Source organism: Tardiphaga sp. 768_D3_N2_1, from assembly GCF_052076105.1.
Lineage (GTDB): Bacteria > Pseudomonadota > Alphaproteobacteria > Rhizobiales > Xanthobacteraceae > Tardiphaga.
The window spans coordinates 533842-549776 of sequence record NZ_CP197245.1; the positions used below are offsets into that span (position 1 = coordinate 533842).

Here is a 15935-nt window from a genome sequence, read left to right on the forward strand (position 1 = left end):
AGGATTAATGCATTCGCATGGAAATCCCAATGGGGATGATCGGGATTTCAGGAGATGCATTGCTGGGATGCAATTTGGTGTGCGGCTTCCTCCCCCAATAAGCCAAGAGCGGCGCCGGGCATGGCACCGCTCTTGGATAGGCTCGGAGGTAAATCAGGAAGGCCTTACGGCTTGACCTCGGAGAGTTTGGCGGAGATCTCCGCCGTCTGCGCCGCCGTGCCCCAGGTCGGCGCCTCGCTGCCGTCGCCCCATTTGCGTGGGCGATAGAAGGAGTGCACGCCGGTCTTGTACATCTTCTTCATCTCGCGGACCCAGGACGGGTGCACCCAGTATGCGTGGTAATGCGTGGACTTCGCGACTTCCGGCAGCCAGATCCGGCCGTCGAGCGTCGCCTTCGCGATCTTGCGGGCGCGCTCCCACATGTCCGGCTCTTTCACGACATCCGGAATGCCGTCGCAGGCGAAGGTGAACTGGCAGGCCAGGCGACGATGTTTGTTCTGATAGACGACACCGCAGACGGTTGTCGGATAGAAGCCGGAGAACACGCGGTTCATCACCACCTGCGCCACCGCCATCTGGCCGCGCACCGCTTCGCCGCGGGCTTCGAAGTAGACGGCTTCCGCCAGGCATTTCTCCTGCTTGCCACGGGTCTGATCGGTGAGGCCCATGCGTTCGGCCGGCGTCTTCGCACGCTGATTGGCGCTGTTAACCTCGCCCTTGCCGGCAACGCTTTCGCCGCCGTCGGTCGGGCTGATCGCCGCTTTCGGCAACGCCGCCGTAGCTTTCATATCCGGGTCGAGGGTCGAACCCGGCATGGTAATGTCTGGCATCACGATGGTGGGCTCTTCGCCGGGCTGCCAGCGCTCCATGGTCTCGACCGATGCGCCAAGCGACGAACTTCCGAAAAACAGGCTCGCGGTCTTCACAGAGAAACCGTCCTTGGCCGGCGCCGGCTCGACGGGGATCACCGCTGCATCGGCCTTGGCGTCCTCGGCAGGCTGCACGGGCTGCGATGCATCGTATTGAGCGAGCGGCGGGGCACGCAGCGCTTCATCGAGTTCTGGATCGAGCGGAGCATGCTCCGCAGGCGGCAGTGCATCGACGGTCTTGGCGCCCATCACCGATCTGTTGTCGTCGAATGAATCCTGCTTTGCCGGCTCATCGGGCACCACGGTCTCCGGCGCACGGATGGCCAGGCGATCGCCCTTCAGCGAGCGATCGACTTTCGGAAAATCGGCAGCCTCATAGCGGCGCGGCGGCTGCACCAGCGGATTCCGCGTCAGCGCACCGGTGATATCGATGCCGGAATTGTCGAGACTGGCGAGTTGCAGATTGGGATTGCGCGAGGCGGTGCCGATCGGGCGACCGAACGAAAAAGTCGCGACCTGAATGGAGGAGACGGAGGGCGCAAAGACGCGCTTCTGCCAGCGTTCCGTCACGCCCGGCTGGCGAGCCAGCAGCGAGGCGATGTCCTGATAGCCAGATTCTGTCGGGGCCAATGCGAAGATGCAGAGACCGAGGCCGAAGAACGCGCCACGCGCGCCCTTCGGCCGGTTACGCAGTACTAACATCGATACGCTCACGCAACGCTTACACCAGCATCGCCCTGCACGGCACTCATCAGCACATCCGTACATTTCGATCTATTTCGTTAGTACGGAATCAAAGTTGCCGCGGAGTTAATCGGCGATGCAACGACGCCACACGCAAGCTGCACGAGCGCAGTGCGAAATCATTCGAAAACCTTGGTAAACCGCAGCTCCACAAAAGTAGTAAACATCGCGTTGACAAAGATGATGAAGAGAAATTCGCGCAAGCGTGAAAAAGTTTGCGAGTTCCATTTTGCAGAGTGGACATACACTCCTTGTCGTCCCCGCGAAGGCGGGGACCCATAACTACCGTCAGCGTAGTCGAAACGGCAGAGTTACGACGACAGCGCATGTTCGATATCGACGGCGTGTATGGATCCCCGCCTTCGCGGGGATGACTACGGAGGGTGACGTAGCCAACAAAAAATGGCCGGGGAACTCCCCGGCCATTTTGCAAAATCGTTGATCGTGAAACCGAGGCACTTACGCCTGGCTGGAAACTTCCTTGCCGAGCGCTGCCTGCGCCGCGGCGAGACGCGCGATCGGCACGCGATAGGGCGAGCACGACACGTAGTCGAGGCCGATCTGATGGCAGAAGGCTACCGATGCCGGATCGCCGCCGTGCTCACCGCAGATACCGACCTTGATATCAGGACGCGTCTTGCGGCCACGGGTGACGCCGATTTTCACCAGTTCGCCGACGCCGCTGCGGTCGACCGTGATGAACGGATCGACGGGCAGAATGCCCTTGGCGATATAAGTACCGAGGAAGCTCGCAGCGTCGTCGCGGCTGATGCCGAAGGTGGTCTGCGTCAGATCGTTGGTACCGAACGAGAAGAACTCTGCGGTCTCGGCAATTTCACCGGCCAGCAGACAGGCCCGCGGCAATTCGATCATAGTACCGACGGAGTAGTTCAGCTTGCCGCCGGTCTCCTTCATCACGGCCTGCGCGGTGGAGTCGATGCGCGCCTTGATGAGATCGAACTCCATCTTGGTGACGATCAGCGGCACCATGACTTCGAGGCCGACCTGTTCGCCGGTGCGCTTGCCCGCTTCGATCGCGGCTTCGAACAGCGCGCGGGCCTGCATCTCGGCGATCTCCGGATAGGTGATCGCAATGCGAACGCCGCGGAAACCGAGCATCGGATTGAATTCGGCGAGATCACGCGCACGGTCCGCAAGCTTGCGCGGATCGGTACCCATAACACGGGCCACTTCCTCGACTTCGCCCTGGGTGTGCGGCAGGAACTCGTGCAGCGGCGGATCGAGCAGACGAATCGTGACGGGCAGGCCCTTCATGATCTCGAACAGCTCGACGAAGTCAGCACGCTGCATCGGCAACAGCTTGGCGAGCGCGGCGCGACGCGCCTGCTCGTCTTCGGCGAGGATCATCTCGCGCACGGTGCGGATGCGGGTCTCTTCGAAGAACATGTGCTCGGTGCGGCAAAGGCCGATGCCTTCGGCGCCATACTTGATCGCCGTGCGCGCATCTTCTGGCGTATCGCCGTTGACGCGGACCTTGAGCTTGCGGACCTTGTCGGCCCAGCCCATCAGCGTTGCGAATTCGCCCGACAATTCCGGCTCGATCATCGGCATGCGGCCGGCCAGCACATGGCCGACCGAACCGTCGATGGTGATCACGTCGCCTGCCTTGAACACACGGCCACCGATCGACATGGTGCCGCGGCCGTAATCGACGCGGACGGTGCCGCAGCCGGAGACGCAGGGCTTGCCCATGCCGCGTGCGACGACCGCCGCATGCGAGGTCATGCCGCCGCGGGTGGTGAGAATGCCTTCGGCAGCGTGCATGCCGTGAATGTCTTCCGGCGAGGTTTCGACGCGAACCAGAATGACCTTCTTGCCATCAGCCTGCAGCTTGGCGGCTTCATCCGACGAGAACACGATCTCGCCCGAAGCGGCGCCCGGCGACGCCGGCAGGCCCGTGGCGATGACGTCGCGATTGGCTGACGGATCGATGGTCGGATGCAGCAGTTGATCCAGCGAGGCCGGATCGATGCGCGACACCGCGTCCTTCTGCGAGATCACGCCTTCATTGGCGAGTTCGACCGCGATGCGGATCGACGCCTTGGCGGTGCGCTTGCCGTTGCGGGTCTGCAGCATCCAGAGCCGGCCCTGCTCGACCGTGAACTCCATGTCCTGCATGTCGCGGTAGTGCTTCTCGAGCTGGGTGTAGATGCGCGTCAATTCCTTAAACGCCTCCGGCATCGCCGCTTCCATCGACGCCTTGTCCGAACCGCTTTCGATCCGCGCGTCTTCGGTGATGTCCTGCGGCGTGCGGATGCCTGCCACCACGTCTTCACCCTGCGCGTTGATCAGGAATTCGCCATACAACTTGCTCTCGCCGGTCGACGGATTGCGCGTGAACGCAACGCCGGTGGCCGAGGTCTCGCCCATATTGCCGAACACCATGGCCTGCACACTGACGGCGGTGCCCCACGACTCCGGGATATCGTGCAGGCGGCGATAGGTCACCGCGCGGGCATTCATCCAGGAAGAGAACACGGCGCCGACGGCGCCCCAGAGCTGCTCATGCGGATCCTGCGGGAAGTCCTTCCCCGTTTCGCGCGCGACAGCTTCCTTGTACTGGCCGACGAGCTTGACCCAGTCGTCACCATCGAGATCGGTGTCGAGCGTGTAGCCCTTGTTGTCCTTGTAGGTGTCGAGAATGTCTTCGAAGTGATGATGCTCGAAGCCGAGCACCACGTCGGAATACATCGTGATGAAGCGGCGATAGCTGTCATAGGCGAAACGCTTGTCGCCGGAGAGTTCGGCCAGCGCTTCCACCGTGGTGTCGTTGAGGCCGAGGTTGAGGACCGTGTCCATCATGCCCGGCATCGAGGCGCGGGCGCCGGAGCGCACCGAGACCAGCAGCGGATTTTTCTCGTCGCCGAAGCCCTTGCCGGTGATCTTGCCGACGGCGTCGAGCGCCTTCTCCACCTGCGACTGCAACTCCTTCGGATAGGATTTGCCGTGCGCGTAGAAATAGGTGCAGACCGAGGTCGGAATGGTGAAGCCGGGAGGCACCGGCAGGCCCAGATTGGCCATTTCGGCGAGGTTCGCGCCCTTGCCGCCGAGCAGGTCGCGCATGCCGGCCTTACCTTCGGCCTTGCCGCCACCGAAATTGTAGACCCACTTGCCGGCCTTGATGACATCCGTCACCGGCTTGCTGGCGGCCTTCTTGACGGCCTTGGTCACTGACGTCTTGCCTGCAGAAGATTTGGCTACAACCGCTTTCTTGGATGCGGGAGCCTTTGCAACCGGCTTCGGAGCAACCTTTGCTTTCACTACCGTTTTGGCCTTCGCCGCGGATTTAGCTGCAGGCTTGGCAGCTGGCTTCTTGAGCGCCTTGCGGGCCACCGAAGCTGCTTTGGGTGCAGCCTTGGAGGGCTTTGACTTTGCAAGGGCTTTCTTGGACTTCGAGGCGGTTTTGGCCATGGTTCTCAATCAATCCGCGAGAGGAAACGACAGGGAAATGTGCCGCGTTACACCACGTTTCAGGGACGTGGCGCAAGCAGCCCGGAGGTACCTGTGTAGGTAATAGCCGTGTCAGAATTTAGCCGATTTTGAGCAGCCTGAAGACGCCGAGCCCCACCAGCCCGATAAAGATCAAATAGATCGCGACGATGAAGTTCAGCAATCGCGGCATCAACAGGATCATGACTCCAGCGATGAGCGCAACGATCGGCTGGATATGAGCTGCCGTGATGACCATGGACTATCTCCGTGAAGGGAATCGATTCGGCGCAATGCGCGCCGCGGGGATTTAGCAGCATAAAGACGCCCTGCCCATCAATGGGTTCCCGCATACCTGCATGCAGTGCATCAAAAACCAGCAATTGCGCGTGGAAAATTCCGGAACGATCGCTGGCGGCATGCATTGGCCGACGGTGAATAAATCAGACCAGGCTGGATGGCACAGACCGGCGCGCAAGCCGGACATCGTTCACGAAGGAGAACACCATGCGTAACAAACTTATTGCAGCGGCGGCTCTTGTCGGCGCGCTCGGCGCACCACTGGCCGTGCAGGCACAGGGCGTCACCGTCGGTGTATCGAGCGGCGATCGTGTGATCGTCGACAACAACGATCCGGATGGCATCACCGTGCAGGAGCGTCCGGCCTTTCGTGAATATGTGGTGCGCGAACGCGTACCGGCCTTCACCGTGCCCGACCGCATCGTGGTCGGCACCACACTGCCTGAGGCCGGCGTGACCTATTACGACGTGCCGCAAACAGTCGCGACGACGCCGTATCGCTACACGGTGGTGAATGGTCAGACGGTACTGGTGGAGCCGCGCTCGCGCCGCATCGTGCAGGTCATCGACTAGCGCATCACGGCTGACACAGGATTCGTTCGGGCGCCGCGAATGGCGACCGGGCGAAGAAGCCCCGCCCCGGTCATCCCCCACCGGGCGGGGCTTTTTCCTTTATATGAAGAGCCCCCTCACCCGCGCGCAACGGCGCGCGACCTCTCCCCGGTGGGGAGAGGTGAATGAGCGTCGCGGTAACGATTAAGTTCGGTCGGCATGCGCAGAGCCCTCCTCTTACCTCTCCCCACCGGGGAGAGGTCGCCACGTGAAGCGTGGCGGGTGAGGGGGAGAGCACTGTGCGAGACGTTAGCTGCTCTTCAGCAGCGACAGGATGTGGTTGGTCGACTTGTAGCTCGCCACCGCATTGTCGCGGAAGCTCGGCGTCCAGTTCGACGCACTGCGTTCTTCGTCGCTCATCGCCGAATAGGTGTTGAGAATGCCGAGACTGAACTGACTGGGATCGCCGCTTTTTTGGCTTGCCTGCAACGCCTCGAGAATGCTGGTGCGATTGCGGGCATCGAGCACCTGCTTGGCGGCAAAGCTCTCCTCCTTCGAGAACAGACCATCCTGATTGAGCGAGATCGCCGAGAGCGAACGATTGTCGACGGCGGAGAAATCCGCAAGCTGGCCGGTCTTGCGCCCGCTGTCGTAAACCAGTTCGCCCTTGCCCGCCTCTTTCGCCGCCTTGGCTTGCGCATCCAGCGCCGCGCGCACGCTCTTCGCAACGGTGGCGATGTCCTTGACGGGCACGCTCGTGTCAGGCTGCGCGAGATAGGCAGCGACGGGATCGTTGGCGATGCCTGATGGCGCCTTGGTCGGTGTCTGGTCGGTCGCCTGAATGCCCTTCAGCACGGCCTCGCGCTGCGCGGACCAGGTCGCCGAGACTTTCTCTTCGCTGCCTGCGCTATCGAGATAATCCAGCGCGGCCTTGTAGATGCCACTGAAATCGCCGGTGAGCTTGGCTGTCCCCGCGGCAGGCGCGAGCGCCGCATTGAAGCGATTGCCCAATTCGGCCTTGGCGACCGTCTGCTCATCGGCAGTGAAGGTGCCGCCATTATTGGTGGCCATGGCATAGAGCGAGCGGCGATCCAGCGTCGAGAGATCGATGGTCAGCTTGCCGTTCTTGTCCAGCGGCCCCGTCGCCTTGGCAGCGACATAGAGGCCGGCGAGCTTGCCCCTGAGGTCTGTGATGACGGTTGCGATATCCTTGTCGGAGCCGGAGCTCGCGAGCTTCGCCCGCGCCGCCTCCGACAGCGTCAGATTGGTCGCCGCATCGGACGAGGACGACGAGGCGCTCTCATTGCTGTTGAGCGCATTGGCGAGCGACGGCTGGGCCGTAGCGGCGGCCCGCGCATAGGCGGAGCCGTAATTGGCATAGGGATTGAGGCCGGTATTGACCGAAGTCATGGGGCAGTCCTGTCCGCGCTTGGAATGCGACGGTTAAGAAACCGTTACGGAACCGGACCATTTCAAGTTGTGGTTAATGGAAGGTAAATGTTTCGGGAGATTGCTGGAAATATCGTGAGGACTGCGCTGCCTCGCACCGGACCCAAGCTCGTCATTCCGGGGCGCGTGCGCATCTTCGCGCGCGCGAACCCGGAATCTCGCAGTGTTTAGCCATTTCGATTCCGGGTTTGGGTTAGCCGCCTGCCGGCGTCGCTCCCGTCCCGGAATGACGAGAGCCTTAGTCTTGAATCTTCGAGAAATCCGCCACCGCACGCGTCGCCGCGCGGATCTCGTTCAACAGCTTCAGACGATTTTCGCGGACAGCCGCGTCGTCGTCATTGACCTTCACCTTGTCGAAGAACGCATCCACCGCCGGACGCAGCTTGGCCATCGCGGTCATCGCGTCGGCAAAGTCTTCCTTCGCCACCGCGGCGCTCGCTTCCGGCCCGACCTCGGCAATCGCCCTGGCCAGCGCCTTCTCTTCATCCAGCTTGAACAGCGCGGCATCTGGCGCGCCGTCGAACTTGCGCTTGTCCTTCTTCTCCTCGATGGCGAGAATATTGTTGGCACGCTTGGTGCCAGCCAGCAGGTTCTTGCCGTCGTCGCTGTCGAGGAACTTGCCAAGCGCCTCGACGCGGCGGACCACCATCAAAAGATCGTCCTGACCGCCGAGCGCGAACACCGCATCGACGAGATCGTGACGCGCGCCCTGGTCGCGGAGCTGGACCTTGAAGCGATCAACAATGAACGCAAATAGCTCGTCCTGCCAGGACGGTCCTATCGCGAGAGATTTCCCGAGTTCCTTCATTGCTGAAGCCTCAGCTAAATCCGGTGCGACTTTAAGCATGGCGCGAGCCAAAGTATCCCCGTGAAGACCGGCTCCACTCAAGCCCGTCATGGCTGCTGCAAGAACATGCAGTGCGTCAGTCTGCTTCTGTTGCTGCTTGTGCACCTCACCAGCGAAAGCAATCCAAGTCCTCAAGGCGAAGCGGATATTATTTTCAAGCAGAATTCGAATGAAACCGAGCGCAGCTCGACGCAAAGCAAAGGGATCTTTTGATCCCGTCGGCTTTTCATCGTTCCGCCAAAAACCGACCAGCAAATCCAACTTATCAGCGATCGCGACTATGAAAGATATAGGATCGCGCGGCACATCATCCTGTGGACCGACGGGCTTGTAATGCGCCTCGATCGCATTGGAAACTTGCCTATCTTCTCCTTGCAGGTCGGCGTAATAGCGCCCCATCAAACCTTGGAGTTCGGGGAACTCACCAACCATTTCGGAAACAAGATCGGTTTTTGCGAGCAAAGCTGCACGAGTAGCCTTGCCGACATCTTGATTGCCGCCGTGCGCTAGAGCCTCTGAAATGTACTCGATACGTTTCACACGCGAATATTGACTTCCCATTTTCTGATGGAAAACGATATCGGAAAGCTTTGGCAGCCGGTCTTCCAGCTTGGTCTTCAGGTCCGTCTCATAGAAGAACTTCGCATCCGACAGGCGCGCGCGGATGACGCGCTCGTTGCCGGCGATGATCGCGGTACCGCCGTCGCTCGCCTCGATATTGGCTGTTATGATGAACTTGTTGGTCAGCTTCTGCGTCTTCGGATCGCGGACCACGAAACATTTCTGGTTGGCGCGAATGGTGGCGCGGATCACTTCATCAGGGATCGACAGGAAGTCCTTGTCGAACGAACCCATCAGCACCACAGGCCATTCGACCAGACCCGCCACTTCATCGAGCAGGGCGGGATCTTCGACCAGTTCAAAGCCCTGCGCGAAAGTGAGCTGCCGCGCATCGGCCAGGATGATCTCCTTGCGGCGCTCGGGATCGAGTATGACCTTGGCATGCTGCAGCTTCGCGACATAATCGTCGAAGCGGCGCACCTCGAATGCATCCGGCGCGAGGAAGCGATGCCCCCTCGTGGTCTGGCCGACGCTGATGCCGCTGAGATCAAATTTCACGACTTCCGGCTCTTCGGTCTCGATGCCGAAGGTGGCGACGATGGAATGCAGCGGACGCACCCAGGTCAGCGCGCTCGACTTCGCCGAGAGCTCGCCCCAGCGCATCTGCTTCGGCCACGGGAAGGTGCGGATGATGAGCGGCAGGATTTCGGCCAGCACGTCGACCGCGGGCTTGCCGGGCTTCTCGGTGAGCGCGATGTAGAAATCGCCCTTGGGATCGCGCTGGATCTTGGCTTCGTCGAGCGAGTTGAGACCGGTCGCTTTCAGGAAGCCCTGGATCGCCGCTTCGGCGCCACCCACGCGAGGTCCCTTGCGTTCCTGCTTGAGGTCCGGCTGCCGCGCGGGAATGCCGTGTACGGTGAGTGCGAGGCGTCGCGGCGTCGCGAAAGCCTTGGCACCTTCATAGACGAGGCCTTCGGCAACCAGTCGGTCGGTCACCATGCGGCGCAGGTCTTCCGCCGCCTTGGCCTGCATGCGGGCGGGGATTTCTTCGGAGAACAGTTCGAGGAGAAGATCGGGCATCAGGCAGCACTTCCGGCTTCGGTATGCACCCACGCTTCGCCGCAGGCCTTGGCGAGTTCGCGGACGCGCATGATGTAGCTCTGGCGCTCGGTGACCGAGATCACGCCGCGCGCATCGAGCAGATTGAAAACATGGCTGGCCTTGATGCACTGGTCATAGGCCGGCAACGCCATCAGATGTTCTTCGCGCTTGTCACTCTTCCAGCCGGCATCGAGATATTTCCGGCACGCGGCCTCGGCCATCCTGAACTGCTCGAACAGCATCGCGGTATCAGCATGTTCGAAATTGTGCCGGGAATATTCCTGCTCAGCCTGCAGGAAGACATCGCCATAGGTCACCTTGTCGGCGCCTTCGCGGCCATTGAAGTTGAGATCGTAAACGCGATCGACGCCCTGCACATACATGGCGAGGCGTTCGAGACCGTAAGTGAGTTCGCCCGCCACCGGCGCGCATTCGACGCCCGCGACCTGCTGAAAGTAGGTGAACTGGCTGACTTCCATGCCGTCGCACCAGCATTCCCAGCCGAGGCCCCAGGCGCCCAGCGTCGGGCTCTCCCAGTCGTCCTCGACGAAGCGCACGTCATGCAAGGCGGTATCGATGCCGATGGCTTTCAGCGACTGCAGATAGAGATCCTGCAGGTTGGCCGGCGATGGCTTCATGATCACCTGGAACTGGTAATAATGCTGCAGCCGGTTCGGGTTCTCGCCGTAGCGGCCATCCTTCGGCCGGCGCGACGGCTGCACATAGGCGGCCTTCCAGGGCCTCGGCCCCAGCGCGCGCAGCGTGGTTGCGGGATGGAAGGTACCGGCTCCCATTTCCATGTCGTAGGGCTGCAGGATCACGCAACCCTGCTCGGCCCAAAACCGCTGCAGAGCGAGAATGAAGCCCTGGAACGAGCGTTCCGGGCGCATATGCGGAGGCAGAGAGTCCGAGGAGACCATGGGATGTTTTCTGGGCCGTTTTTCCGGGGATTCGCCAAGGGGATCAAGGCGGATCAAAGCGCGCGGACCGTATCCACGCCGCCTTCGGGAATCAAGGCAATGCGGCCCGATTTGGCGGTAACCGGCGGGTAACTGCGCCGGGAAATGGCTTGATCGGCAGGGGTCGTCGTTAAGCTCCGCACGCTATCCTGACGACATCGATGGGAACGAACCGGTCGTCGGGACTTGCCCCATTGAACGGTCCGGCAACGACGGTTGCACGGGCCGGAGACCTCCAAGTCTTAGGTTGTCCAAATCTGCAGGGCCAAGGGATCTCCAAGCCTGAAAGCCCAACTTTGTCGCCGGCCTCAAGGACGTGCCCGTCCTCAGGCCGGCGCAAATGTTTGTAGGCCTGGCTTGCGGTTCCTACCCCGGCCGATAGGCGCCTGTGACGGGATCGCGGCGCAGGGTCGGGACTTCCGCAGTCCCGCTGCGTTCGGCCACCCGCGCCTGGCGGGCTTCTTCCAGTTCATGATTGATACGCTTGGCAGTTCTGTAGGCCCAGCGGACAACGGCTGCGCTCCCAAGCGCGCCTGCGAGTGCGACCAGCGGCGGCATCTGTCGATTCCTGTCGTTCATCTCAAGCCCCCTGCCGATAATCTTACGCAAGTGCCGGTTTCCCGCAATTGGCTTTTGCGACACCAAATGCCGCGCAATACCGACGGCTTGTTATTTCGAGCATGATCTGATCCGAAAACCGGCGGCCACTTTTCGGGATCATGCTCTAAAAGCCGTATTTGGACCACATCGCGCGAGTCTCCAGCGCCGAGATCAGCTGCTCCGGCAACCCCGACAGGCCATCCACCGAGATCTGCGAGCCTGCTCCCGATTTGCGACCGAGCAGACCCGACAACATCCCTGTCGGCTGCGCGATCACCGGCATCTGCACCTTGTCGCCATAGCGCGCGCGCAGCACCGAGCGCAGATCGCCGACGGCATCGCTGAGGCCGAGCGCGATGGATTTTTCGCCGGCCCAGTATTCGCCGGAGAACAACACATGCTCGGCACCCTTCAGCCTCGCACCGCGGCTCTCTTTCACGAGATTGATGAAGATCGTGTGGATCTCGCGCTGAAGCGATTTCAGCCGCGCCACATCATCGGGATCTTCCGGCAGGAACGGATCGAGCATCGCCTTGTGCTCACCCGCCGTATAGAGACGCCGCTCAACACCGATCTTCCTGATCAGCTCCTGAAACCCGAAGGTGCCGCCAACGACGCCGATCGAGCCGACGATCGACGACGGATCGACGAAGATTTCGTCGCCCGCGCAGGCGATCATGTAACCGCCGGATGCGGCGACGTCCTCGACGAACACGAAGACCGGTAGTTTCTTCTCAGCAGCGAGCTGGCGAATGCGCTGATAGATCTGTCGCGACTGCACCGGCGAGCCGCCCGGCGAATTGATCACCAGCGCAACGGCCTTTGCATTCCTGGTCGCGAATGCCTTGTCCAGCAGCCTTGCGACGCCTGCGAGCGACAATCCCGGACGCAGCGGCGTGACAGCGCCGATCGTGCCGGACAGACGCACGACCGGAACGACTGCAGAGGCGCGACGGAAGCGCGCAGGCAGCAGCCTTGTGATCGCCGCTTTTATATTGGATTCGCTCATTCGAATTTCCTCGACATTAACCAACTTTTATCACGCTGCTGTCATTGAACCGAGAGACGCTTTCAGCGTTTGAAAACCTTAACAGGCCTTTACGCCGCAGCGGGAGAAGACATGAAAATCTATCTGCTCATGCTGATCATCGGCACGCTTCTGACAGCGATTCATTTCACGTCGGCGCCGCAGAAACGCTCCGAAACAGCTCCTCGATAAACCGACGCGATGAATTACGGCATCGCCTAAAGCGATGACCAAGGCAGAACCGCCTGCCCGGCCAGCACTTGCCGGATATGGAGATCAGGCGCGCCATTCGCATCCCGCAGAAAGATGCCCGGCTCAATTGCCGCAGGCGCACGCCCACCCTTTACGGCACGCACCAACACCCTGATTGCCGGCGCCGCCGCATCGCCATGGACCGGCATGATTGCGATGCTGCCGAACCCGCGACCCAGCGCAGCCAGCACATCGGCCAGACCATCTGCACGCCAGATCAGCGTCAGCACGCCGCCGGATTTCAGCACCCGGCGCGCGGCATGAATCCATGTCTGCAGCGTGTCTTCCGTCGCGACATGGGCAATCTCGCGCGATTTGTTCGGCGAGGCGCGATGGCGCGCGGGATCGTTGAAGGGCGGATTCATCAGCACCGCATCGGCGCTGTCTTGCGGCAGGCCTGCGGCAGCGAAAACATCGGCACTCGCAGCGATATCGAGCGTGACGATATCCGCCGCGATACCGTTCGCTGTAGCATTTTCTCTCGCCAGTTCAGCGAGTTGCGGGTCGATCTCGACCAGTGTCAGGGACACCCCAGAGACACGTCTGGCCAGCGCCAGACCCGCCGTGCCCACACCTGATCCGAAATCGACGACCCTGTGACCGTCTTGCGCCGAGGTTGCAGCAGCCAGCAAAATCGCATCATGGCCGGCGCGATGACCGGATTTCGGCTGGCGCAGCCGCAACTGGCCACCCAGGAAGCCGTCCTCCGTGGTCACGATCGCGTCAGCCATAAACCTAGTCCTGAACCCGCAATTCGTGCGCCAGCCCGGCCTCCGTCAACACCCGGCGCGCCTGCAGGTCGTCGTCCTCATGCACCAGAATCCGGCGCGGAATGATGCCCAGCGATCCCTCGATCACGCTCATATTCTGGTCCAGCACCAGATGGTGGATATTCGCGCCGTCGAGCAGCGCGCCCACCGCCGAGACCAGCACCATATCGTTCGTCCGCATGATTTCGCGCAATTGGAGGTCGCTCCCTGTCAGTAACCGGGTGTGTATCTATGGGGAAGTCAAGGTTCCGATGCCCTTGCCGCGCCGCTGCGCAGTTTCTATTGTGCGGCCCGATATCGGTCGACGGCAATTCAGCAGATGGGGACACCTGTTTTCAACGTGAATTCGCCCTATTTGGATATAAGCGCTGCCAGTGCCTGCCTTTTTTATGGCCCGACAAAGCGCCCTTGTAATTCGGAGAGCCCAGCGTGGCGGTGATTGTTCCCTTCGAGAGTCACGCGACAGCGTCGATCGACCAGTTGGTCAGCCTTGTCGCCCCTGACATGGAGCGCGTCAATGCGACGATCCTGTCGCGGACCGGCTCGGAAGTCACCATGATCCCCGAGGTCGCCAACCACCTGATCTCCTCGGGCGGCAAGCGGCTGCGCCCGATGCTAACGCTCGCGATGGCCAACCTCACCGGCTACACCGGCGACGGCCATATCAAGCTCGCCGCCTCCGTCGAATTCATGCACACCGCAACGCTCCTGCATGATGACGTGGTCGACCAGAGCGAACTGCGCCGTGGCAAGCTGTCCGCGCGCATGCTGTGGGGTAACGAGGCCAGCGTTCTCGTGGGCGACTTCCTCCTCGGCCAGGCCTTCCGCATGATGGTCGAAGTCGGCTCGCTGCGCGCGCTCGATATTCTCTCTTCGGCTGCTGCGACGATCGCCGAAGGCGAAGTGATGCAGCTCGCCGCCGCCAAGAACACCGCTACCACCGAAGACGAATATCTCGCCGTCATCCGTGGCAAGACGGCCGAGCTGTTTGCCGCCGCCTGCGAAGTCGGCCCGGTGATCGCCAACCGTCCGAAGGCCGAACAGACTGCCTGCCGTTCGGTCGGCATGAATCTCGGCATCGCCTTCCAGCTCATCGACGACGTGCTCGATTACGGCGGCAAGGCCGCCAAGCTCGGCAAGAACGTCGGCGACGATTTCCGCGAGGGCAAGATCACACTGCCCGTGGTGCTCGCCTTCCGCCGCGGCAACGATGCCGAGCGTGAATTCTGGATCAAGGCGCTGGAGCGCGGCGAGATCGGCGAAGGCGATCTCGATCACGCCATCGGCCTGATGACCAAGCACCGCGCGCTGGAAGACACGATCAGCCGCGCCCAGCATTACGGCGCCATGGCCGTAGATGCGCTGGCGCTGTTCCCGTCATCGCCGATGAAGACCGCGCTGGAGCAGGTCGTCGCGTTCTGTCTGGCACGGACGCACTAAGAGCCAGACGTCACTGCACCGCGATGACGACCTTGCCCTTCGCGCGGCCGGTCTCGACATAAGCCAGCGCATCCCCGGTGTTCTCGAACGGGAACACTTTGTCGACGACCGGCCGGATCACGCCGGCTTCGATCAGGGACGTAATCTCGCTCAACTGCTGCCCCTGCGCGCGCATGAACAGGAATGAATAGCCTACGCCGAGGCGCTTGGCCTTTTTCCTCACGCCGCGGCTCAGCAGGCGCATGACCAGTTTCAGGAACAGGTTCATACCGGCTTCCCTGGCGAAGGCCGGATCTGGCGGACCAGAAATAGAGATGAGCTGGCCCCCCGGCTTGAGCACACCCAGAGATGTATCGAGCGTCTTGGGATCCTGACTGTTCAGCACAAGATCGTAGCCGGACAGGACCTTCCCGATATCCTGCGTGTTGTAGTCGATGACCACATCCGCCCCAAGACTTTTAACCAGTTCGGCATTCCGTGCACTGGTCGTCGTGGCAACTGTCGCGCCAAGATGCTTGGCGAGCTGGATGGCAAAAGTTCCGACACCGCCGGAGCCGGCCTGAATGAAGACCTTCTGGCCGGGCTTCACCTTGCCCACTTCGACCAGCGCCTGCCATGCCGTCAGCCCCACCAGCGGGATGGACGCCGCTTCCGCCATGCTGAGGTTCTTGGGCTTCAGCGCTACATCGGCTTCATTGATGGCAATGAATTCGGCGAATGTACCGATCCGATGATCGCGCGGCCGCGCATAGACTTCGTCGCCCACCTTGAACCGGCTGGACCTGGATCCAGTCCTGACAACCGTTCCGGCGACGTCGTGCCCCAGGACGAAGGGTGGACGATAGGGAAGAATAAGCTTGAACTCTCCGTCCCGTAGCTTGGAGTCCAGCAGGTTCACGGCCGTGGCGTGAATCCGGACCAGAACATCGGTGTCCTGCACGTCCGGTTCGGGCACGTTGGCCAGGCGCAGGGCGCCCTTCTTCTTATACTTATCAACGACGAATGCCTTCACGG

At 61.5% G+C, this 15935-nt stretch carries 13 protein-coding genes; 2 read left to right on the plus strand and 11 right to left on the minus strand.

Annotated elements, in window-relative coordinates; translation table 11 throughout:
- Positions 1-164 precede the first annotated feature (164 nt).
- From AB8A27_RS02540 to AB8A27_RS02550, 3 genes are all read right to left on the minus strand, one after another.
- Entirely contained in the window at positions 165-1571 is a 1407-nt protein-coding gene (locus AB8A27_RS02540; RefSeq protein WP_441240540.1) for a cell wall hydrolase, read from the minus strand.
- A 501-nt stretch (positions 1572-2072) separates the two neighbouring features.
- A complete protein-coding gene (ppdK, locus tag AB8A27_RS02545) occupies positions 2073-5045 on the minus strand; it encodes a pyruvate, phosphate dikinase (protein WP_441240541.1) in 2973 nt (990 codons plus the stop codon).
- 118 nt (positions 5046-5163) lie between these two features.
- Positions 5164-5322, minus strand: coding sequence for a DUF3096 domain-containing protein (locus AB8A27_RS02550; RefSeq protein WP_115031144.1), 159 nt, complete (start codon positions 5320-5322; stop codon positions 5164-5166).
- Between the two features lie 248 nt (positions 5323-5570).
- Here AB8A27_RS02550 and AB8A27_RS02555 point away from each other — a divergent pair, with 248 nt between their 5' ends.
- On the plus strand, positions 5571-5936 hold the full coding sequence (locus tag AB8A27_RS02555; RefSeq protein WP_441240542.1) for a DUF1236 domain-containing protein: 366 nt from the start codon (positions 5571-5573) through the stop codon (positions 5934-5936).
- A 288-nt stretch (positions 5937-6224) separates the two neighbouring features.
- On the opposite strand, the gene AB8A27_RS02560 is transcribed toward AB8A27_RS02555, so the two are convergent.
- The 7 genes from AB8A27_RS02560 to AB8A27_RS02590 form a co-directional block, all read right to left on the minus strand.
- Positions 6225-7325: a hypothetical protein gene (locus tag AB8A27_RS02560; RefSeq protein ID WP_441240543.1), complete on the minus strand. Its 1101-nt coding sequence runs from the start codon at positions 7323-7325 to the stop codon at positions 6225-6227.
- A gap of 277 nt (positions 7326-7602) precedes the next feature.
- On the minus strand, positions 7603-9852 hold the full coding sequence (glyS, locus tag AB8A27_RS02565; RefSeq protein WP_441240544.1) for a glycine--tRNA ligase subunit beta: 2250 nt from the start codon (positions 9850-9852) through the stop codon (positions 7603-7605).
- The gene (locus tag AB8A27_RS02570) at positions 9852-10793 is read right to left on the minus strand and encodes a glycine--tRNA ligase subunit alpha (RefSeq protein WP_441240545.1); all 942 of its coding nucleotides are present in this window, start codon (positions 10791-10793) and stop codon (positions 9852-9854) included. The genes glyS and AB8A27_RS02570 overlap by 1 nt, the downstream gene beginning before the upstream one ends.
- Positions 10794-11198: 405 nt before the next feature.
- Complete coding sequence (locus tag AB8A27_RS02575; RefSeq protein ID WP_441244810.1) at positions 11199-11390, minus strand: hypothetical protein; 192 nt, start codon at positions 11388-11390, stop codon at positions 11199-11201.
- A gap of 166 nt (positions 11391-11556) precedes the next feature.
- On the minus strand, positions 11557-12441 hold the full coding sequence (locus AB8A27_RS02580) for a S49 family peptidase (protein WP_441240546.1): 885 nt from the start codon (positions 12439-12441) through the stop codon (positions 11557-11559).
- Positions 12442-12677: 236 nt separating this feature from the next.
- Entirely contained in the window at positions 12678-13442 is a 765-nt protein-coding gene (locus AB8A27_RS02585; protein ID WP_441240547.1) for a tRNA1(Val) (adenine(37)-N6)-methyltransferase, read from the minus strand.
- A 4-nt stretch (positions 13443-13446) separates the two neighbouring features.
- Entirely contained in the window at positions 13447-13674 is a 228-nt protein-coding gene (locus tag AB8A27_RS02590; RefSeq protein WP_092139604.1) for a putative signal transducing protein, read from the minus strand.
- A 236-nt stretch (positions 13675-13910) separates the two neighbouring features.
- Here AB8A27_RS02590 and AB8A27_RS02595 point away from each other — a divergent pair, with 236 nt between their 5' ends.
- A complete protein-coding gene (locus tag AB8A27_RS02595) occupies positions 13911-14921 on the plus strand; it encodes a polyprenyl synthetase family protein (RefSeq protein ID WP_439094841.1) in 1011 nt (336 codons plus the stop codon).
- A 10-nt stretch (positions 14922-14931) separates the two neighbouring features.
- Here the strand turns inward: AB8A27_RS02595 and AB8A27_RS02600 are convergent, their stop codons facing one another.
- Positions 14932-15933 carry an NADP-dependent oxidoreductase gene (locus AB8A27_RS02600; protein ID WP_441240548.1) on the minus strand — a complete coding sequence of 334 codons (1002 nt, stop codon included), beginning with the start codon at positions 15931-15933 and terminating at the stop codon, positions 14932-14934.
- Positions 15934-15935 lie beyond the last annotated feature (2 nt).

What these genes read in the sequence shown, in the direction of transcription:
- AB8A27_RS02580 (WP_441240546.1), bottom strand. Translation starts at nt 12,441, where the DNA reads ATGAGCGAATCCAATATAAAAGCGGCGATCACAAGGCTGCTGCCTGCG.
- AB8A27_RS02570 (WP_441240545.1), bottom strand. Translation starts at nt 10,793, where the DNA reads ATGGTCTCCTCGGACTCTCTGCCTCCGCATATGCGCCCGGAACGCTCG.
- AB8A27_RS02585 (WP_441240547.1), bottom strand. Translation starts at nt 13,442, where the DNA reads ATGGCTGACGCGATCGTGACCACGGAGGACGGCTTCCTGGGTGGCCAG.
- AB8A27_RS02555 (WP_441240542.1), top strand. Translation starts at nt 5,571, where the DNA reads ATGCGTAACAAACTTATTGCAGCGGCGGCTCTTGTCGGCGCGCTCGGC.
- AB8A27_RS02560 (WP_441240543.1), bottom strand. Translation starts at nt 7,325, where the DNA reads ATGACTTCGGTCAATACCGGCCTCAATCCCTATGCCAATTACGGCTCC.
- glyS (WP_441240544.1), bottom strand. Translation starts at nt 9,852, where the DNA reads ATGCCCGATCTTCTCCTCGAACTGTTCTCCGAAGAAATCCCCGCCCGC.
- AB8A27_RS02575 (WP_441244810.1), bottom strand. Translation starts at nt 11,390, where the DNA reads ATGCCGCCGCTGGTCGCACTCGCAGGCGCGCTTGGGAGCGCAGCCGTT.
- AB8A27_RS02540 (WP_441240540.1), bottom strand. Translation starts at nt 1,571, where the DNA reads ATGTTAGTACTGCGTAACCGGCCGAAGGGCGCGCGTGGCGCGTTCTTC.
- AB8A27_RS02550 (WP_115031144.1), bottom strand. Translation starts at nt 5,322, where the DNA reads ATGGTCATCACGGCAGCTCATATCCAGCCGATCGTTGCGCTCATCGCT.
- ppdK (WP_441240541.1), bottom strand. Translation starts at nt 5,045, where the DNA reads ATGGCCAAAACCGCCTCGAAGTCCAAGAAAGCCCTTGCAAAGTCAAAG.